Below are 18,973 nucleotides of genomic sequence, written 5' to 3'. Positions count from 1 at the left end.
GACCAGCGCTGCGGCGCGCCGCCGCACCGGACCGGCAGGCCGGCGCGACACTCCCAGCACGGCCCCGTGCCCCGAGCGGCTCAAGGCCGGCGCCCTGCGCGCCGACGCACGGGAGGACGGCCGCGCCCGCGGCCGGCGGCAGGGCCGCCCACCGACGTCGGCAGGAGGAGCGCGTGCCCAGCACCCCGGCCGACCCGGCCGACCGGGGCACCGCCCCGCCGGCCCCCCTCGCCCTCCCCGCTCCCCGCCCCGGCGGCCCCGTCCCGCCGGAGCCCCCCCACCCCCACGCCGCGCTGCTGCGCCGGGTGCGCGCCGCGACCGGCTGGCCCTGGGCGTCCCTGGAGCTGGCCGAGCACCTCCTGCCCACCTCGCTGGGCCGGCTCGCCGCCGACAGCGGCCGCGCCGAGCACCTCGCCGACGCCGCCGACGACGAGCGCCTGACCGCCAACCCGTGGGTCGACGGGCGCATCGCGCGCACCCGCGCGCTGGCGGCCCTGCCCGTCACCGCCCCCGGCGGCCAGCTGCTGGCCGTGCTCGTCGCCCGGGACCACCAGCCCCACCCCGCCGACTCCGCGCGCGAGGCCGCCCTGGCCGACCTCGCCGACCTCGCCGCCGGCTCGGTGCTGGCCGACCGCCAGGCGCGCGCCCTGGGCGGCCTGGCCGCCGCCGTGGCCGCCGCCGACCAGCGCGTCGCGCTGGCGCAGGCCGGGCTCGCCGACCGCCACGACCTGCTCGAGGCCGTCCTCGACACCGCCGACGTAGGCGTCATCGCCCTGGACGCCAGCGGGCGCGTCAGCGTGCTCAGCCCGCTCGTGCGCACCTGGGCGGGCCTGCCCGGCCACCTCGACGCGCCCGCGGCCGCGCGCGCCGCCACCACCGCCCTGTGCGCCGACGCCGCCGGGACCGTCCTGTCCGCCGTGCGCGGTCCGCTGCTGGCCGCGCTCGCGGCGGGCGGGCAGGCCGAGGCGGAGGTCGTCTTCGCCAGCGCGACCGGCGCGGTGGTCACCTGCGTCTGCCGCACCCGGGCGCTGACCGGTGCCGACGGCGCCCGCGCGGGCGCGGTCGCCTCCCTGACCGACGTCAGCGCCGAGCGGGCGGCCCGCGCCGAGCTCGAGCGCTCCAACGCCGAGCTCGAGGCCTTCGCCGGGATCGCCGCGCACGACCTGCGCTCCCCGCTCACGGTGGTCGACGGCTACCTGGAGGTGCTCGAGGACGACGCCGCTGCCCGCGGTGACGCTCGGGCCGCCGGCTGGGCCGGCACGGCGCGCCGCAGCGCGGGACGGATGGCCTCGCTGCTCGGGGCCCTGCTGGCCTACGCCACCGCCGGCGCCCCGGGGCAGGCGCCGCGGCAGCCAGTGCCGCTGCGGCCGCTGCTGGAGGCGGTGCTGGCGGACCTGCAGGTGCCCGCGGGCGCCACCGTCACCCTCCCCCGGGACGCGGCAGTGGTCCTGGGCGACCCCGTCCAGCTGCACCAGCTGCTGAGCAACCTGGTGGGCAACGCCCTGAAGTTCACCCGCCCCGGGACGCCGGCCGCGGTGACCTGCAGCGTGCGCGAGCTGCCGGGCGGGTGCGAGCTCCTCGTCGCCGACCACGGCCCGGGGGTGCCCGCCGGGCAGCGCCAGGCCGTGTTCCGGGCCTTCGAGCGGGGCGCCCACCGCTCCGGGACGGCGACCGGCGCCGGGGCGCAGGTGGTGGGCCACGGGCTGGGGCTGGCCACCGCGCAGCGGATCGTCGCCCGCCACGGCGGGCGCATCAGCCTGGACGAGACGCCCGGCGGCGGCCTGACGGTGCGGGTCCTGCTCCCCCGCCCCTGACACCCGCCAGCGCGTGCCTGGCCCGTCAGTCCGGCCAGACCCCTCAGTCCGGCCGGGTCCTCAGGCGCAGGGTCCCTCGGCCCACCACTCGCCGAGCGCCTCGCGCACCTCGTCCCCGAGCGGGTTGGTGCCCGGACCGGCCGCCAGCGCGTGCCCGAGCAGCGCGTGCAGGCACTTCACCCGGGTGGGCATGCCCCCGGCCGACACCCCGGCGATCTCGGGGACCTCCCCCAGCTCCGCCTCCAGGCGCCCGCGGCGCTGCAGGTAGTCGGCGTGGGCGGCGCGGTAGGAGGCCGCCAGCTCCTCGTCCTCCTCCAGGCGCGCCGACATCTCGCGCATGAGGCCGGAGGCCTCCAGGGTCCCCACCAGCGAGGCCGCCCGCGGGCAGGTGAGGTAGAAGGTCGTGGGGAACGGCGTGCCGTCCTCCAGGCGGGGTGCGGTGGCCACGACGTCGGGCCGCCCGCACGGGCAGCGGTGGGCCGTGCTGGCCGCCCCGCGCGGCGGGCGCCCGAGCTGGCGGTGCACCGCCCCGCGGTCCTCCTCCGACAGCCCTCCGTGCTCCCGCCCGCTCACGGTGCCGCCGGGGAGGTGGCCGGGTCCGCCGCGGGCGCGATGTCGGCGGGCGTCACCTCGGGGGTGGGCGTGGCCGACCCCTCCAGGCCCAGGCCCGAGCGCACGCGCTCGAGCAGCGACGTGGGGCTCGGCGCTGCGGTGGCGGTCGGGGACGTCCCACCGGCACCGGACGGCACCGGGGTGGGGGCGCCCAGCACGGCGTACCCGGTCTCCCCGGGCAGCACGTAGCCGAAGCGGGCGCGCGCCTGCGTCGCGGCGTAGGCGGGGTCGTCCCAGCGCGCCGCCTGGGCCTGCAGCTCGGCCACGCGCTGCTCGCGGGCGCTGATGTCCTGCCTCAGGGCGCTCAGCTGGGACTGCTGCGCCGCGTAGGTGCGCACGGGGCCGAGCAGCGAGGTGGCCGCCACCAGCCCCACGGCCAGCAGCGCCACCCCGCGGGCGGTCAGGCCGCGGACCCGTCCCGGGGTCTCGGGGTCGGTGCTGCGCGGGCGGGCGGCCGGCGCGGGGCGGCTGCTGACCGGCTCGCCGGGAGCGCGTCCGGGCCGGCGGCGCAGCCGGACGCCCGGGCGGCTGCCGGCGGTCGCGCTCCTGGAGGAGGGTCTCGCGGGGGGCACGGGCGCCAGTGTCGCAGCCGCGGTGGCGTGCTCGCGGCACGTCGGGCCCGCCCGGCCGCGGGACGGCGGGGCCCCCGGGCGCGCGGTGCGCTCCCGGGGGCCCCGTGGCACCGCGAGGTGCCGCTGCCTCAGGCGCTGAAGCGCGGGAAGGCACCGCGCCCGGCGTAGCGGGCGGCGTCGTCCAGCTCCTCCTCGATGCGGAGCAGCTGGTTGTACTTGGCGACGCGCTCGGAGCGGGCCGGGGCGCCGGTCTTGATCTGGCCGCAGTCGGTGGCGACGGCCAGGTCGGCGATGGTGGTGTCCTCGGTCTCCCCCGAGCGGTGGCTCATCATGCAGCGGTAGCCGCTGCGGTGGGCCAGGGCGACGGCGTCGAGGGTCTCGGTGAGGGTGCCGATCTGGTTCACCTTCACCAGCAGCGCGTTGGCCGCGCCGCTCTCGATGCCGCGCTGCAGGCGCGCCGGGTTGGTGACGAAGAGGTCGTCGCCCACCAGCTGGACGCGGGAGCCCAGGGCGGAGGTGATGGCCGTCCAGCCCTCCCAGTCGGACTCGTCGAGGGGGTCCTCGATGGACACCAGCGGGTAGTCCTGCACGAGCTTCGAGTAGAACTCGACCATCTGCTCGCTGGTGCGGCCCTGCTTCTCGAAGGTGTAGGTGCCGCCCTCGTGGAACTCCGTGGCCGCGACGTCCAGCGCGAGCGCCACGTCGGTGCCCAGCGACAGGCCCGTGGCCTCGACGGCCTGGGCGATGAGGTCGAGCGCGGCGGCGGTGCCCGGCAGGTCGGGGGCGAAGCCGCCCTCGTCGCCCAGGCCGGTGGGCAGGCCCTGCTTCTTGAGCACGGACTTCAGGGAGGCGTAGACCTCCGCGCCCTGGCGCAGCGCCTCGCGGAAGGTGGGCGCGCCGATCGGCGCGATCATGAACTCCTGGACGTCGACGCCGGTGGTGGCGTGCGCGCCGCCGTTGATGATGTTCATCATCGGCACCGGCAGGGTGTGGGCGTTGGGGCCGCCGACGTAGCGGAACAGCGGCAGGGAGGCCGACTCGGCGGCCGCGCGGGCCACGGCGAGGGACACTCCGAGGATCGCGTTGGCACCCAGGGCGCCCTTGTTGTCCGTGCCGTCCAGATCGATCATCGCCTGGTCGAGCAGGCGCTGCTCGGAGGCCTCGAAGCCGACGACCTCCGGGCCGATGGTGTCCAGGACGGCGGAGACCGCGCCCTCGACGCCCTTGCCGCCGTAGCGGCTGCCGCCGTCGCGCTTCTCGACGGCCTCGAACGCGCCGGTCGAGGCGCCCGAGGGCACCGCGGCGCGGCCGATCGTCCCGTCGTCGAGGGCGACCTCGACCTCGACGGTGGGGTTGCCTCGCGAGTCGAGGATCTCGCGGGCGCCGACGGCCTCGATGCTGGCCACGGGCGTGCCTCCTGGAGTGGTGGGACGTGCTGCGCTCAGCGCACCGGTCAGCCCGACCCTAGCCGGACGGGCGACCTCCGATCGGGGTGCATCCCGCGCTGAGGGTTCTGCCCCCGTGGACGACCCTGCACACTTCTGGTCAGGCTCGTACCCGTCAGCCCACAGGAGGCCCCATGAGCACGCCCACCGCCGAGTCCCTCGAGGCCCAGCGCCGAGGCGCCGTCTTCGTCGCCGAGCGCCCCTGGGGCCAGTTCCAGCAGTTCGTGCTGAACCAGACGTGCACGGTGAAGATCATCACCGTCGAGCCCGGGCACCGGCTCTCCCTGCAGAAGCACGGTGAGCGCGACGAGATGTGGCAGGTGCTCGACGTGCCGCTCGACGTGCAGGTCGGTGACCGGCAGTGGACCGCACAGGTCGGGGAGATCGTCTACACCCCGGCCGGCTCGCTGCACCGCCTGGGCAACTCCGGCGACAGGACCGGGCGCATCCTCGAGGTGGCCTTCGGCCGCTTCGACGAGGGCGACATCGAGCGCCTCCACGACGACTACACCCGCCCCGGGGCCTGAGCGCCCTTCCTCGCGACGAGAGCGCCCCGCCACCCTGGAGGGTGGCGGGGCGCTCTCGTCGGCCGCAGGGCGGCTCAGGAGCCGGGGTGGCGGAACAGGGCGCCCACCGTGCGCAGCAGGATCTTGGCGTCCAGCCACAGCGACCAGTTCTCGATGTAGTGGTTGTCCAGCATGATCCGCTCAGAGATCGAGGTGTCCCCGCGCAGCCCGTGCACCGCCGCCAGACCCGTCAGCCCCGCCGGCACCCGGTGGCGCCCGGTGTAGCGGGGGATGTGGGAGGAGAACTCGTCCACGAAGTGGGGCCGCTCGGGGCGCGGACCCACGATGGACATGTCCCCGCGCAGCACGTTCCAGATCTGCGGCAGCTCGTCCAGCGACGTCACCCGCAGCACCTTGCCCACCGGGCCGACGCGCTTGTCGTTGCTGATGTTCCACTGCGTCTGCTGCTCGGCGTCGTTGACCGGCTTCATCGAGCGGAACTTCAGCATCGTGAAGGGCCGCCCGTCCAGGCCAACCCGGACCTGCTTGAACAGCACCCCCGGGCCGCCCTCGAGGCGCACCGCCACAGCGATCGCCGCCATCACCGGCGCGCTCAGCACCAGCAGCGCACCGGAGAAGGCGATGTCGAAGGCGCGCTTGACCTTCCACGCCGGAGTGCGGAACGCCGCGCGGCGCACCCGCACCAGAGGCATCCCGTGCACCTGCTCCATGTCCCCGTGCACGTGCTGCAGCTCGAACAGGCGCGGGACGAAGAAGAACTCGCACTCCAGCCGGTCGCACGTGCGCAAGACCTCCACCAGGTCGGCCTCGCGCACCGAGGAGAAGGCGACCACGACGACGTTGATGCGCTGCTCCTCGATGACGACCGCCAGGTCGTCCACGCTGCCCAGCCAGGTCACGCCCATGGTCTTGTCGGTGTGGATCGGGAACGGGTCCAGCACCGCCACCGGCAGCAGACCGGCCTCGGGGTGGTCGTGCAGGCGGTCCAGCAGCGCCGCCCCCACCGTGCCCGCGCCCAGCACCAGCGTGCGGTGGGCGATGATCCGCCTGCGGCGGGCGTAGCGCACCACCGCCAGCGCCAGCGCCCGGAAGACGATGATGCACACCGCGAAGGCCACCGCGCGGCGGAAGACGTCCAGCGCCAGCACGTCCGGCCAGCGCAACTTGACCACCACCAGGGTGAGCACGAAGCCGGAGGAGCAGGCCACCAGGATCCCCGGCAGCTGGTCCAGCACCGAGGCCGTCAGGTGGGACTGGTACAGCCGCTGCGCCGCCAGGGACAGCGCCACCATGACCGCCATGGTGACCTCGAGGGTGTCCCCGTGGTAGCTCAGCAGCCACGACAGCGCCCACGCGGCCACGTCGGCCAGCACCAGGCAGGTCGTCATGGAGGCCCAGCGCCCGGCTCCGCGGGACCGGGAGCGCTCGGGACGGGGGGTGCGTGCGCCCTGCTGCGCCAGATCAGCGGCGTCCAGCCGTCCCGGAGTCACGGTGCAACACCCCTCACGTCGTCCCCGCTCTGCCCGGGCGATCCTGCCCATTCTGCGCAACCGAGTCCAGTCCGTCCCCCCGCTCCGCCCCAAGAGCCACCCTGGCGGAGCACACCGCGCCGGGCGCCGGCCCCTCGACCGGGTCGGCGTACGCCCGCGGGCGGAGCGGTCGCCGCCGCGCTCAGCGGTCCGACGGGGACGTCGCCGCGGTGCGGGCCGGCCGGTCCGGGAGGGTGCTGGGAGCCCCGGGTGCTCCCGGGGCGCCCGGCGCCTGCGGAGCCGGACGGGGCGCCGGTCCGGTGGCGACCGGGGTGGCGGAGCCGCCGGAGCTGCCGGAACCGCGGAGCACCGCGCGGCGGCGCTGGGTGACCACGGCGCCGTCGACGGTGCGGTCGGCCACGCCCAGGCGGTCGGCCATGGCCGTCCACGCCTGCGTGACCTCGTCCTGGGAGTCCTCCGAGGAGACGACGACCACGAGGGAGGCGCAGTCGCGGACGACGGCGTACGTCGCAGCGCTCTGGGCGATGGCGCGGCCGTGCAGCAGCACGACGTCGTGGGACCGCCCGAGGGCCGCGAGCACCGCGGCGAGGTCGCCGCCGCGCGTGAGCCGGGCCGACAGGCGGGCGGCGTGGCCGACCACGCGCCCGCCGGCGTCGACGAGCCTGCCGACGACCGCGAGGTGGCCCGGGTCGACGTCACCGGCCCCGGTCAGCGCCGGCGGGGCGGTGGCCACGCCCAGGCGCGACAGCAGCGGCGCCGGGTCCTCGTCGATGCTCACCGCGACGACCGTGCTGCCCTGTCGGGCGGCCGCGGTGGCCAGGGCCACGACGACGTCCGCCGACCCGCTCCCGGGCCGCAGGTCGCTGACGAGGACCGGTCCGGGGACCCGCTCGGAGGACAGGAACTGCAGCGCCAGCAGCGGGGCCGTGGCGGCGTCCACGTCGACCGCGGGGGCGGCGCCGCGGGACCCGCCGACCTGCAGGGACCCGAGCACCGGGACGCCGGACTCGCGCAGCAGGGCGCGGGTGTCCAGGGGCCGCGAGCCGCGGCGCCACAGCACGACGCCCGCGGCGACCAGCGCGCCGACGACGGCCGCGATGAGCCCGTCGCGCAGCGGCACCGGGGAGGAGGGGGCCGCCGGCGGCACGGCCTCGTCGACGAGCTCGACGCCGTCCCCGTACTGCCCCTCGCGCGTGCTGATGTCGGCCAGCGCCTGCCCCTGCTGCGCGCGCGCGTCGTCGTTCACGGCGGCCTGCTGCGTCACGGCGTTGCGGGCCGCGGTGGCGGCGTCCTGCACGCGGGCGGCGCTGTACGCCTGGTAGGCGGCCACCACGGCGTTGGCCTCCGCGGCGGCCTCCGCGGCGGTGGAGCCGGTCGCCGTCACGGTGATGATCGACCCGTCCGAGGAAGCCCGCAGGTCCAGGTCCTCCGCGAGGTCCGTCGCGGGCACCCCGGCGGCGGGCGAGGCCGCCTCCAGCAGCGTCGCGCTGCGCATGAGCGCCATCTGGTCGGCGACCCACCCCGCGGGGTTGGGGTTCTGGTACTGCCCGAGCGCGTCGAACGGCTGCGTGGAGGAGAGGATGACGGTGGAGGTCGCCTCGTACTTCTCCGCCTGCGCCAGGCTCGCGTAGTAGCCCAGCAGGCCCAGGACGACGGCAGCGGCGGCGATCACGACCTTCCCCCGCCAGAGGGCGGAGAGCACCAGCGAGCGTTGGGGCTGGTCGAGCGCTCGGCTGTCCATTCGGGGCACACCTCTTCCTGTCGGCACCACGTTCATGGTGGCACGCGGAACCGGGGGCCAGGCCCGCTCAGGGGCCCCACCAGCACCTTTCGGCCCAAGCGCACCCCCCGGCCGGGTGAGGGCCCTCAGCTCGAGAAGATCGAGCGGAAGACCTGCGCCGACTCGGGGAACCCCGTCATGAGGCGGTGGGTGCCCTGGTCGTCGTGCTCGAAGTACGCGTGGTAGCCGACGCCGTTGGACGGGTCCGCCATGAACTCGGCCATCTTCTCGACGTACCAGGGGTTCTCCCCGCCTCCGGTGCCGTCGGTCTTGTCCCACAGCCCCCACTCCGGCAGCGACAGCGGCTTGCCGTGCTCGCCGGCGAAGGTGGCCCAGAACGCGAGGCCGCGCTGACCTCCGTAGATGGCCTGCTCCCAGGCCCTCTCGTGCAGCCGCTGGTCCAGCTCGGGGCTGGCGCCGTCCGGGACGGGGTACACGCCCCCGGCGACGTCGTAGGCGTCGACGCCGACGAAGTCGACCACGTCGTCGCCGGGGTAGTAGTCGACCGGGTCGCCGATCGGGCTCGGCCCGTTGTTGACGTTCCAGTCGATCGCGAAGCGCTGGCCCTCGACGGAGCGCAGAGCGCCCACGATCCTGCGGAAGTAGGCGATCCAGGCCTGCGGGTCGTCGCTGGCCCAGCGGCTCCCGGCGATGTTGAACTCCCAGCCGACTCGCAGGACGGCGTCCTCCTGCCCCTCCTCGACGAGGGCCTGCCCGAACTGCCGGAAGACGTCGTCGTACTCCCCGCCGGCCCCCTCCTCGATGGTGGCCGACTCGTCGTCCACGGGGAGCATCGGCAGCCCGACGGACAGTCGCTGGGGTGCGCCGCGCCAGCTCTCGAGCAGGTAGCGGGGGTCCGCGATGTGGTCCCAGGTGTCCCGGGCGCCAAAGACGACGGCGACGTCCACGGCCCGACCGAGCCACTGGGCGTACGCCTCGGTCTCCGAGGGGCTGTTGTCGCGGAAGACGCCGAGGGTCACAGCGGCGGCCCGGGAGGCGTCCAGCGAGGGCTCCGCCTCGGGCGCGGGGCTGCTGGGGCTCGCGGGAGCGGGCTGCACCGGCTCCTCGCCCCGGTCCCGCAGGACCAGGGCCGCCCCGCCGCCCGCGGCGACGATGCCGACGACGGCACCCGCGGCGGCGAGCACCGCGCGCCGCCGGGGCCGGGGCTCGCCGGGAGCGGCGCGGCGGCCCGTGCCGCCGCCGTCCCCACCTGCGTGCGCGGTCTCCTCGGTGGGTCGAGCGGGAACCGTCATGGATGCAGCTCCTCCTCCGGTGTCGGTCGGCACCGGGTCGGCGCGCGGTGCGTCCGAGCATCGCTCACGAGCGGTCGGGGACCCTGGATGGAGACCCAACCTTCCATCAGCGTCAATCTTACGGTCGCACCGACACCACCTGATCGGACGACGTCGGTCGATCGGGCGGCAGGTGACGGGGCGTGACGCGGCCCTCGCGGCGAGTTGAGCCGTTTTGCTCCGGCGGCCCGGGCCGCTCGGCCACAGTGGGGGCACCAGGGCGGCAGAGTCCCACGACCTGCAGCCCGGTCGGCGGCGACACGCCGTGGTGCCTCCCAGAGACCACGGACCTCCGCCGGCCCGCCGGCGCCTCCACGGCGCCGGACGGCCCGTGGAGGCGGACGCAGCTGCCGCACCACCGGGGCCTTCCCCCTGCCTGCCCGGGAGACAGCGATGCCGACCGCCCAGCCGCCCCACCACGACGACGACGCCCCCGGCGCGCGACGGCGCGACGTCCGCCCGACCCGGCCGTCCCGCCCGACGCGGACCACGCGCTCCGCGCGGCCGGCCCGCTCGGGCCGCCCGGCGCTGTCGACCCGCACGGTGCTGGTCCCCCTCAGCGCTGCGGCCGTCGCGGCGGTCGCCGTCACCCTCACCCTCGCCCCGCACGGCAGCACCGCGGTCACGCCCTCGCCCGGGCGCGGTGGAGACGCCTCGGTCGCGGGCAGCCGCATGGTCGACGGCGGCGGTGGCGCCGAGGCCGACAGCGCCGGTGTGGTGCGGCTGTCGGGTGAGGACCGCGTGGCGACCGCCGTGGAGGTCGCGCAGGACCGCTTCCCCGACGGTGCGCAGGCCGCCGTCGTCGCGACCGACGACGACTTCGCCGACGCCCTCGCCGGCACCGCGCTCGCGAAGCTGCACGAGGCGCCGCTGCTGCTCAACCCCCGCGACGAGCTGGACCCGCGCGTGGCCGACGAGCTGAGCGGCGCGCTGCCGGAGGGCAGCACCGTCTACGTGCTCGGCGGGCGCGAGGCGCTGTCCGAGGAGGTCAGCGACCGCATCATCGACCTGGGCTACGTGGTGAGCCGCTTCGCGGGGCCCGACCGCTACGCCACCGCCGCCGCGGTGGCCGGCGAGGTGCTGCGCGGCACGGGCGCGCCGTGCCAGCTCGTGGTCGCGACGGGCACCGACTTCCCCGACGGCGCGAGCGCCGCCGGGTTCGTCTCCCCCGAGCGCCCCCTGGTCTACTCCCACGGCGACGACTGGCCCGGCGCCACCCAGCAGGCCCTGGCCCGGTGCGCCGAGGGCGGCAGCGCGTCCCTGACCGCGGTGGGCGGCCAGGCCGTCGAGGCCGTCAGCGGCGTGGAGGGCAGCGGCGAGCAGACCGAGGTGGTGGCCGTGCAGGGCCACGACCGCTACGACACCTCCTCGCGCCTGGCCGCCCTGACGACCGGCGGCGCGGCGCCCGCACCCGCGGACACCGCTGCCGGCGCCGGCTCGGTGCAGGGGTCGCGCGCGGTGGGCGCCACGACCACCGGCGACCACGGCGACCACGGCGACCACGGCGACCACGGCGACCACGGCGACCGCGGCGACCACGGCGACGAGGGCAGCGCCCACGAGGGCGGCACCGACGACGGCGGCGACGCCGCGGGGGCCCGCGCCGGCTTCGCCGAGCGCGCCCAGCAGGCCGCACAGGAGACCTCGGCCGACGACCCGGCCGACGACCCGGCCGACGACCCGGCCGACGACCCGGCCGCGGGAGCCGCGGAGGAGGCGGGCTCCGCCCCCGCACCGGCGACGGCGCGCGTGGTCCTGGCCAGCGGCGAGGACTACACCGACGCCCTGGTCGGCGGCACCTACGGCGGCCCGGTCCTGCTCACGCCCCCGGACGCCCTGCCCGCCTCGGTGGCGCAGGCGCTGGCGGCGATGGGCACCTCCGCTGGCGAGCTGCTGGTCATCGGCGGCCCGGCCGCGGTCAGCCCGCAGGTGGCGGCCCAGGCGCAGGCGGCCCTGCGCGGGGAGCTGCCGGAGCCGGCGGCCAGCAGCGCGCCCCCGGCGTCCGAGAGCGCCCCGGCGCCGAGCACCCCCGCGCCGGGCACCCCCGCGCCGAGCGACACCGGGGCCAGCGCCGCGGCGCCCGAGGCCTCGGCCGCCGCGCCGCGCACCCCCACCAGCAGCGCCCAGCGCAGCGGCGTGCCCAACGTCTCGGGCCTGCCCTGGAACAGCGGGGTCTACATCCCCGGCTCCAAGGCCTCCAACCAGGACGCGTTCGCCGCGTGGCGCGGCACCCCCAACGACGTCGTCGTGGACTGGGCGGCCCGCTCGAACTGGAACGACATCGTCAACCCCTCCTGGCTGTACGACGCCTGGAAGGGCACGAAGATGACCAAGGTCTTCGGGATCGCCATGATCCCGGAGGACGGCAGCGGCTCGATCAGCGCGTGCGCCTCCGGCGCCTACGACGACAAGTGGCGCCAGTTCGGCTCGAACATCGCCAAGGCGGGGATCGCCGACACCACGATCATCAGGCTCGGGTGGGAGTTCAACGGCGACTGGTACGTGTGGGCCGCCAAGGACCCCGTGGCGTGGGCGGCGTGCTGGCGCAAGATCCACACCGCCGCGGAGTCGACGGCCCCCGGGCTGCGCTGGGACTGGAACCCCAACCGCGGCAAGGGGCAGGCGCTGGCCGACCCGACCAAGGCCTACCCGGGTGACGCCTACGTCGACGTCATCGGTGTGGACAGCTACGACGGCTACCCCGCCGCGAAGGACCAGGCCGGGTGGGACAAGCACTACGGGGGCGAGTTCGGGCTGAAGTTCTGGAAGGACTTCGCCGTCGCCCACGGCAAGGGGTTCTCCGTGCCGGAGTGGGGCGTCTACCCGGGCACCGCCTGGGCCGGCAACAACGGCGGCGACAACGCCTTCTACATCCAGAAGATGAACGCCTTCTTCAAGGAGGCCGCGCCGGTGCTGGCCTACGAGGCCTACTTCAACGAGAGCGCGAGCTACTACGCCGGCTCCCTGTTCGGCCCGGAGCAGAACCCCAGGGCCGCCGCGGCCTACCGGCAGATGTGGTGAGCTCCGTCACCTGATCGGTGGACGCGAGGTGCGCCCGCCCGCCGCCTGACGGGTGGCGGGCGGGCGCACCCGGGTCGAGCGGTTGGGGACCGGCGGGGCGGGCGGGGATGATGCCGGGGTGATGACCGACGCCTCAGCGGGGGCCGCGCCGCCCCGGCCGACGACAGCCGGCTGGGTGCTGGCAGCGCTCGTCGTCGTCCTGCTCCTCACGCAGCGGGTGGTGCTGCCCTTCGGCGGCGAGCGGGGAGTCGCGCTCTCCCTGCTGCTGCAGTACCTGGCCGTCGTCCCGCTGCTGCTGGTCGGCGCGATGAGGGCCGACAGGCTGCGCGGCGAGCTCTACGCCCTCGCCGTGCTCGGCGTGCTCGTGGCCACGTGGGTGGTGACCGCCACCGGCCACGCCGCCTCCACCACGTCGCTGGGGCTCCTGCTCGCCCTGTACCTGCCCTGGCTGTTCCGCAGCCGGGACACCTCCGGCGCCGACGCCCGGCTGGTGGGGCTGGCCTTCGTGAGGACCATGGCGGTGGTCGCCGCGCTGGGGGTGCTCCAGCTGCTCACCCAGCTCGCGGGTGTGTGGACCTTCAGGGACTACCTCCGCGACGTGCTGCCTGCGGACTGGGTGGCCTCGAGCTTCAACTTCGCCAACCCCCTGGAGTACGGCTCGGCCGTCGTCAAGGGCAACGGGTTCGTCATGCTCGAGCCCTCCTTCCTCTCCCAGTTCTGCGCGCTCGCCGTCGGGGTGGCCCTGCTCCTGCGCATGCGCCTGTGGTGGGTGCTCGTGCTGCTGCTGGGGCTCGCCTCCGCCGTCTCGGGCACCGGCATCCTGCTGCTGGTCGCCATCGGCCTGCTCGTGGTCGCCCGGTCCCCGCAGCTGCTGCGCCCGAGCTTCCTCGTGACCGGCGCCCTCGTCGTCGTCGCCGTGGCCCTGTCCCCGATCGCCACGCTGATCACCGACCGGGCCGGCGAGACCTCCGAGCAGGGCAGCAGCGGCTACCTGAGGTTCGTGCAGCCCTACACCGAGGTGGCGCGCGGCCTGGCGGCCGACCCCGCGCGCTACTGGATGGGCGCCGGCAGCGGGTCCTCCGACAGGCTCCTGATCTCCGACCAGGCGGGCCAGGTGGGCGAGGCCGTCGTCTACACGATCGCCCCCAAGCTCGTCTTCGAGTACGGGCTGCCGGCCGCGAGCCTCTTCGTGCTCTTCCTCGTCATGGCCCTGCTCGACCGCACGCCGTGGCCGGTGGTGCCCGGGGCCGCCTTCGTCATGATCTTCTTCCTGTCCGGCAGCCTGCTGCAGCCGCAGACCACGGTGCTGGCCTGGCTGCTCACGGGAGCCCTGGGCAGCGCGCCGGTGCTGGCCTCGCGCCGCCGGGGCGAGCCGCCAGGCCCCGGCGGCGGGTCCCCCGCCCGCCCGCGCGAGCTCCTCGTCGGCGCGGGCGCGGGAGGTCGCGCGTGAACCCGCAGGCGCAGGGCGCCGCTGCCACCGGCGCCGGGACTCCCGGCAGGCCCACCACCGAGCTCGTGGTCGTCACCTACCGCAGCCGCGCCCGGCTCGCCGAGCTGCTCGCGGGCCTGCCCGCCGACCTGCCCGTCGTCGTCGTCGACAACTCCGACACCGACGACGGCAGCGAGGAGCTGGTCTCCGCGCGCCCGGGCGGGCGCTACCTGCGCGGCGGCGGGGTGGGGTACGCGCGCGCGGCCAACGCCGGCGCCCGCGCCTCGCAGGCCGACGTGCTCGTCTTCGCCAACCCCGACCTGCGACCGTCGGGAGAGCAGGTCCGCCAGCTCGTCGACGACGTCGCCTCCGACCCCGGCACGGCGTCCAGCGCCGCCCTCCTGGTCGACGCGGACGGCCGCGCCGAGATCGGCGCGGGCGGGTGGGAGCCCTCGCCGCTGCGGGGTCTGGTCCACGCCGCAGGCCTGCACAAGCTGCTGCCGCGGTCGGGGCTGTACGCCACGCCGCGCGTCGGGGAGCCGCTGGCCGTGGACTGGACCTGCGGAGGGCTGATGGCCGTGCGCCGCGAGGTCTTCTGGCGCCTGGGCGGCTTCGCCGAGGAGTTCTACGTCTACGGCGAGGACGTCGCCTTCGGCGCGGCCGTCCGCGCGGCCGGCCTGCGCCAGCGCCTGCGCACCGACGTGGCCGTGCGCGGCTCCAGCGGTGGCTCGGGAGCGCCGTCCCTGGAGATGCTGCGGCTGAGGGGGGCCTCCTTCCGCCACTACGCGCTGACGCGCAGCGGCGCGGTGCGGGGGGCGCTCACCACCGCGGTCGTGGCGGCCGGGTACGCGGGTCGGGCGCTGGCCCACCTGGCCGCCCGGGACCGGGCGGAGGCGGCCGTCGACGCCGCCTGGGTGCGGGGCGCCCTCACCGGGCGCGCCACGGTCGCGGGCCGGGCCGTCATGGCGCCCGGCCGCGGCAGCCTCGTCGGCGGGAGCTGACCGGGCGGCTGCCCGACCAGCTGACCGGTCAGCCCGCCCGGCGGGCTACAGCCCGTCGGCCAGGGCGTCGGCCAGCGGAGCGGTGACGGCCTCCCAGGACCAGGTGGCGCGCACCGCCTCCCGGGCCACCAGCCCCTCGGCCTGCGCAGCCCCGGGGCCCGCCAGCCGCGTCGCGACGGCGTCGGCCAGCGCCTCGGGGGTCTCCGCCAGGACCACACCCCGGCCCACCAGGTCCTCCAGCCCCTCCGCGCCCAGGGCGGTGCTGACCACGGGCCGGGCGTGGGCCAGCGCCTCGACGATCTTCAGCCGCGAGCCGCCGCCGGTGAGCAGGGGCGACACGGCCGTCGCGGCAGCGGCGTAGTGAGGGGCCACGCTGGGGACGTCCGCGTGCACCTCGACGCCGTCGCGCCCGTGCGCCGCGCGCAGCCGCGGCGCCGGCGAGCGGCCCACCACCGCCAGCCGCGCCCGCGGCACGCGGGCGCGCACCAGCGGCCAGACCCGCTCGAGCAGGTAGGAGACCGCCTCGACGTTCGGCTCCCAGTCGAGCGCGCCCACGAAGACGGCCGTCGGGTCGGCAGGGACCGGCGCGACGGCAGCGGGCACCTGGGTGCCGTTGGGGACCACGACGGCGCCGGGCACGCCGAGCTGCGCCAGCCGCTCGACGTCCTGGGGGGTGCAGCAGGTGACCAGCGGCACCCGGGCGGCGCGGCGCTCCCACGCGGCCGTGCGCGCCGACTCCACCGGCGCCGCGAGCCGCCGCAGCAGGGACCCGCCGCTGGACAGGCGCTGGCGGAGCAGGTCGCTCTCGACGTTCTGGAAGTCGATCGACGTCACGGGCATCCCGCGCGGCACGTTGACGAGCACCTGGGGCGAGTCGACGTGGAGGTGGACCGACCGGCCCCGCCACCGCCGCAGCTCGGCCTCGAGGCGGGGGTGGGACCAGCGCCCGACGGCGAGCGACCCGGCCTTGAGCGCGCCCGGCAGCGGCGAGCGCCGCTGGACGCCCAGCACCGTCCCGGGCAGCTCGCGCACGCGCCCGTCGAGGGGCTCGTCGCTGAAGCCGAGCACGCGGACCTCGGGCTCGCTGCCCGGGCCGCCGGCGGCCTCCGCGTGCGCGCGGGCCGCGCGCTCGAAGGCGCGCGCCAGCTCCAGGGTGCGGATCCGCCCGCCGCTGTTGGCCGGCACCGGGAGCTCCTTGGCCAGGTAGAGCAGGGGACGGGGAGCCGTCGGCGTCCGGTGGGGCATCGTCGGGGCCTCCTGGGTGTTCACGCGGGCAGGGTCGAGGGGGTGCGCGCCGCCGCGGAGGCCCGCAGGGCCCGCGCGACCATGTAGACGGACAGCGAGCTCCCGACCACCTGCGCGGCGAAGAAGCCCCAGGCGCCGCCGACGGCGCCCCCGGCCCAGGCGCCGGCCGCGCCGCAGACGAGCATGAGGGGCCCCTGGACGTAGGAGGCCGTGAGCAGCAGGTCGGCCCGCGAGAGCCCCTTGAGGCAGATCGAGGGGCCCATGCTCAGGCCCACCGCCACGAGCAGCGCCCCCGCCGGCAGGACGACGCCCCGCGCGCTGTCCCAGGTCTCGCCGAGCAGCGCCTCACCGACGGCGGGGGGCAGCGCGAGCAGCACGCCCGTGACGATCGCCGCCGCCGCCATGCACAGCGCCGAGAGGGTCGTGCAGAAGCGGACCATGCCGCGCTGGTCGCCCGCGGCGACCTGCCGGGCCGCCACCGGCAGCGCGAACGAGCTCAGCGCGGAGAAGAAGGTCTGCATGGGGCCGAGGAGGGTCTGCGCGGCGCGCAGGGCGCCCGTCGCGGCGAGCCCGGCGATGGCCCCGAGGATGAACGTGGCCAGGTTGATCGCGCCCATGTTGAGCAGGAACTCCAGCGAGAGCCGACCGCCCTGGGAGGTGTGGGTGCGCATCCAGGCGAGCGCGCTGCGCACCCGCGGCAGGCCCCCGACCCGGCGCCACCCCCAGGTCGAGGCGAGCAGCGCACCGGCTCCCCACGCGCAGATCAGGGAGAAGACGCCGGCGCTGCCGGTGAGGTGCAGCACCCCGGCGATGGCGAAGACGCCGGCCGCCCACAGCACGTCGCCGACGGCGGCGTCGCGCGGCCGGCCGGCGGTGAAGAACGCCTGGCGCCAGGCGTCCTGCAGCAGCAGGCAGGGCAGCGCCAGGCCGAGCGCGAGCAGCGCCGACCCGAGCGGCTCAGGCGCGACCAGGGCGCTGACCAGGCCCAGGACGGTGGCGAGCAGGCCGGCGGCCACGGAGGCGCCGGCGCTCTCCAGGGAGGCGACCCGGCGCGCCTCGGGGTCGCCGGCGCTGTGAGCGACCAGCAGGGGCGTGGTCACCCCGGCCCTGACGATGCCGATGACGAAGGAGAAGACGGCGAAGGCGATGCCGAAGGCCCCGAACTCCTCCACGCCCACGCTGCGGGCCAGGAGCACGGTGAAGCCGAAGTTGGTGAGGCTGGACACCGCCTGGCTGGCGAACGTCCAGACGACCAGGTGCCGCCTGCTCGGCAGCGGTGCGCCGCCTGCGGCCCGGTCTTCCACGGTGCTCGACAGTACCGGCCGTTCCGGGTGCTCACCCGCGCCGCGGGCCCCCGGCTCACCGGTCAGCGGTCGCCCCGGCCCCGAGGGCACCCGTCCGGCCGGGTGCCGCCGGCAGGCCGGGCAGGCCCGCCAGCACCTGCGCCCAGCGCCGGGCGGAGGCGGCCGGGGAGAACACCGCCTCGGCGTGGGCGCGGCCCCCGCGGGCGAGCTGGTCGCGCAGCGCGTCGTCCTCGAGGACCTCCAGGACGGCGGCCGCCAGGGAGCGGGCGTCGGCGCCGCCGCACCGCAGCCCGGCGGGCAGCCCGGTGCCGTCGAAGGCCTGGGGCGTGCCCACCACGGGCAGCCCCAGGGCGAGCGCGTCGAGCACCTTGAGCTTGACGCCCCCCGGGTCGAGCAGCGGGGCCACCATGGCGCGCCGGGTCAGGGCGGCGGGCAGGTCGTCCACGTACCCGTCCAGGACGAGGTCGGGACCTGACAGCTCCGCGCGCAGCTGCTCGGGGCAGTGGCCGACCAGGTGCAGCGGCGGCACCGGCCTGCCTGCAGCGGCGCGGCGCAGCTCGGGCACGACCGCGTCGCGCCAGAAGCGGACGGCCTCGGCGTTGGGCGGGTAGTCGAGCCCGCCCAGGAAGACCAGGCCCTCCCCGGCGGGCAGGGCCGACGGCGGCACCTGCACGGTCGGGGGCAGCCAGCTCACGGGGCGCTGGCACCGCTCGGACAGGGCGCTCGCCTCCTCCGGGGAGACCAGGCTGACCGCGGCGGCGGTCCTGACGACGGCCTCCTCGCGAGCGGACGCGCGCCGGGCCTCCCCGTCGAGCACGGCCAGCGCCGCGCGCTCGGCGAGGGGGCGCAGGCCGGCCGGGACGCGCTCGGCGGCGATGCCCAGCACCGAGGAGCGCGCAGCGCCGCCCGGGGTGCCCCGCGCGGCGCGCAGCGCCTGGCGGCGCCGTCGGTAGCGCTCGCCCAGCAGGTCGTCCAGGTCGACGACGACCGGGACGCCCGGCACGCGGTCCGCGGCGCTGGACAGCCGCAGCCCGTCGGCGACGACGACGTGGCAGCCCGAGACGGCCGCGGCGACCTCGCGGCGGACCCGGGGGTCGACGTAGAGGCTCTCGTTGAGCGTCGAGGGCCTGCCCGTGCGCCGCTGCCACCAGCGGCCCAGCGGGCCCGGCGCCAGCGCCCCGGCGGCGGACAGCGCCACCGACACCAGGCCGGGGGCCCGCACGTGGACGGTCTCGAAGCGCTCGCTCCAGGGCGTCGGCGCCGGCGGGCGCTCGGACACCACGACGACGCGCACCCGGTGCCCGAGCGCCTCGAGGGCCACCAGGTGGCTGCGCAGCACCGACACGCGGCCGGTGGCGCGGCCCCCGACGTCGCGGGTGCACAGCACGGCCACGCCCAGGGGGGCGGGAGCGGGGAGGTCGTGGGCTGCCACCACCTCAGC

At 76.8% G+C, this 18,973-nt stretch carries 14 protein-coding genes; 5 read left to right on the top strand and 9 right to left on the bottom strand.

Annotated features, from left to right (window positions below):
- The first annotated feature begins 173 nt into the window (after positions 1-173).
- Positions 174-1,814 (top strand): sensor histidine kinase, encoded by a 1,641-nt coding sequence (locus ACUN9U_RS00160; protein ID WP_445482899.1) that lies wholly within the window; start codon positions 174-176, stop codon positions 1,812-1,814.
- Positions 1,815-1,874: 60 nt separating this feature from the next.
- On the opposite strand, the gene ACUN9U_RS00155 is transcribed toward ACUN9U_RS00160, so the two are convergent.
- From ACUN9U_RS00155 to eno, 3 genes are all read right to left on the bottom strand, one after another.
- Entirely contained in the window at positions 1,875-2,387 is a 513-nt protein-coding gene (locus ACUN9U_RS00155) for a DUF501 domain-containing protein (RefSeq protein ID WP_445482898.1), read from the bottom strand.
- Positions 2,384-2,998 carry an FtsB family cell division protein gene (locus tag ACUN9U_RS00150; RefSeq protein ID WP_445482897.1) on the bottom strand — a complete coding sequence of 205 codons (615 nt, stop codon included), beginning with the start codon at positions 2,996-2,998 and terminating at the stop codon, positions 2,384-2,386. The genes ACUN9U_RS00155 and ACUN9U_RS00150 overlap by 4 nt, the downstream gene beginning before the upstream one ends.
- A 128-nt stretch (positions 2,999-3,126) precedes the next feature.
- Complete coding sequence (gene eno, locus ACUN9U_RS00145) at positions 3,127-4,404, bottom strand: phosphopyruvate hydratase (protein WP_445482896.1); 1,278 nt, start codon at positions 4,402-4,404, stop codon at positions 3,127-3,129.
- A 173-nt stretch (positions 4,405-4,577) separates the two neighbouring features.
- Between eno and ACUN9U_RS00140 the strand changes: the two genes are divergently transcribed.
- Complete coding sequence (locus ACUN9U_RS00140; RefSeq protein WP_445482895.1) at positions 4,578-4,970, top strand: phosphomannose isomerase type II C-terminal cupin domain; 393 nt, start codon at positions 4,578-4,580, stop codon at positions 4,968-4,970.
- Positions 4,971-5,044: 74 nt separating this feature from the next.
- Here the strand turns inward: ACUN9U_RS00140 and ACUN9U_RS00135 are convergent, their stop codons facing one another.
- From ACUN9U_RS00135 to ACUN9U_RS00125, 3 genes are all read right to left on the bottom strand, one after another.
- Entirely contained in the window at positions 5,045-6,358 is a 1,314-nt protein-coding gene (locus tag ACUN9U_RS00135; protein WP_445482894.1) for a sugar transferase, read from the bottom strand.
- Positions 6,359-6,641: 283 nt separating this feature from the next.
- Positions 6,642-8,162, bottom strand: coding sequence for a hypothetical protein (locus ACUN9U_RS00130; RefSeq protein WP_445482893.1), 1,521 nt, complete (start codon positions 8,160-8,162; stop codon positions 6,642-6,644).
- Positions 8,163-8,326: 164 nt separating this feature from the next.
- A complete protein-coding gene (locus tag ACUN9U_RS00125; RefSeq protein WP_445482892.1) occupies positions 8,327-9,493 on the bottom strand; it encodes a hypothetical protein in 1,167 nt (388 codons plus the stop codon).
- A gap of 432 nt (positions 9,494-9,925) precedes the next feature.
- Here ACUN9U_RS00125 and ACUN9U_RS00120 point away from each other — a divergent pair, with 432 nt between their 5' ends.
- From ACUN9U_RS00120 to ACUN9U_RS00110, 3 genes are all read left to right on the top strand, one after another.
- Entirely contained in the window at positions 9,926-12,553 is a 2,628-nt protein-coding gene (locus ACUN9U_RS00120; protein WP_445482891.1) for a cell wall-binding repeat-containing protein, read from the top strand.
- A 121-nt stretch (positions 12,554-12,674) separates the two neighbouring features.
- Complete coding sequence (locus ACUN9U_RS00115) at positions 12,675-14,003, top strand: hypothetical protein (protein WP_445482890.1); 1,329 nt, start codon at positions 12,675-12,677, stop codon at positions 14,001-14,003.
- Entirely contained in the window at positions 14,000-14,983 is a 984-nt protein-coding gene (locus ACUN9U_RS00110; RefSeq protein WP_445482889.1) for a glycosyltransferase, read from the top strand. Before ACUN9U_RS00115 ends, ACUN9U_RS00110 begins: the two co-directional genes overlap by 4 nt.
- A 45-nt stretch (positions 14,984-15,028) precedes the next feature.
- Here the strand turns inward: ACUN9U_RS00110 and ACUN9U_RS00105 are convergent, their stop codons facing one another.
- The 3 genes from ACUN9U_RS00105 to ACUN9U_RS00095 are packed head-to-tail and all read right to left on the bottom strand — an operon-like array spanning position 15,029 to position 18,964.
- The gene (locus tag ACUN9U_RS00105) at positions 15,029-16,252 is read right to left on the bottom strand and encodes a glycosyltransferase (protein WP_445482888.1); all 1,224 of its coding nucleotides are present in this window, start codon (positions 16,250-16,252) and stop codon (positions 15,029-15,031) included.
- The gene (locus ACUN9U_RS00100; RefSeq protein WP_445482887.1) at positions 16,249-17,532 is read right to left on the bottom strand and encodes an oligosaccharide flippase family protein; all 1,284 of its coding nucleotides are present in this window, start codon (positions 17,530-17,532) and stop codon (positions 16,249-16,251) included. The genes ACUN9U_RS00105 and ACUN9U_RS00100 overlap by 4 nt, the downstream gene beginning before the upstream one ends.
- A 55-nt stretch (positions 17,533-17,587) precedes the next feature.
- Entirely contained in the window at positions 17,588-18,964 is a 1,377-nt protein-coding gene (locus ACUN9U_RS00095) for a glycosyltransferase (protein ID WP_445482886.1), read from the bottom strand.
- Positions 18,965-18,973: the final 9 nt, after the last annotated feature.

It is taken from the genome of Quadrisphaera sp. KR29, from assembly GCF_052644995.1.
This window is presented reverse-complemented; position numbering and strand designations above follow the sequence as displayed.

Excerpts from the sequence above, each read along its gene's own strand:
- ACUN9U_RS00140 (WP_445482895.1), top strand. The coding sequence starts at position 4,578 with ATGAGCACGCCCACCGCCGAGTCCCTCGAGGCCCAGCGCCGAGGCGCC.
- ACUN9U_RS00125 (WP_445482892.1), bottom strand. The coding sequence starts at position 9,493 with ATGACGGTTCCCGCTCGACCCACCGAGGAGACCGCGCACGCAGGTGGG.
- ACUN9U_RS00115 (WP_445482890.1), top strand. The coding sequence starts at position 12,675 with ATGACCGACGCCTCAGCGGGGGCCGCGCCGCCCCGGCCGACGACAGCC.
- ACUN9U_RS00120 (WP_445482891.1), top strand. The coding sequence starts at position 9,926 with ATGCCGACCGCCCAGCCGCCCCACCACGACGACGACGCCCCCGGCGCG.
- ACUN9U_RS00135 (WP_445482894.1), bottom strand. The coding sequence starts at position 6,358 with ATGACGACCTGCCTGGTGCTGGCCGACGTGGCCGCGTGGGCGCTGTCG.